Genomic DNA, 290 nt, shown 5'->3' on the forward strand with positions numbered 1-290 from the left:
GGGGTGCCCAGATTAGTGATCAACACCCCGATTTTGTCGGCTTGCTCATGGCGAAAACTGTCACTGTTGCGATAACGCATACGGCATCCTTAATCACTTAGCTCAGGGTGTGTAATAAGTCGGCGCACCAGGCCCTACCGGCATACCCAGTACAAACACCCACAGATAGAACAATACCGTCCAACCCACGAAAAAGATCATTGAATAAGGCAACATAGTGGCAACCAATGTACCTATACCCAGATTTTTCTGATAACGGCTGGCAACGGCCAGAATTAAGCCAAAGTAGC

General features: G+C 48.3%; 1 protein-coding gene. It reads right to left on the reverse strand.

Annotation, left to right across the window (positions count from 1 at the left end; translation table 11 throughout):
* Positions 1–102: 102 nt before the first annotated feature.
* Positions 103–290, reverse strand: a 188-nt coding sequence (locus J0A66_RS22950) for an AbgT family transporter (RefSeq protein ID WP_206576090.1), incomplete at its 5' end; no start/stop codon positions are given.

The sequence above is a fragment of the Bowmanella dokdonensis genome (assembly GCF_017254865.1).
In the GTDB taxonomy this organism is placed as follows: Bacteria; Pseudomonadota; Gammaproteobacteria; order Enterobacterales; family Alteromonadaceae; genus Bowmanella; species Bowmanella dokdonensis.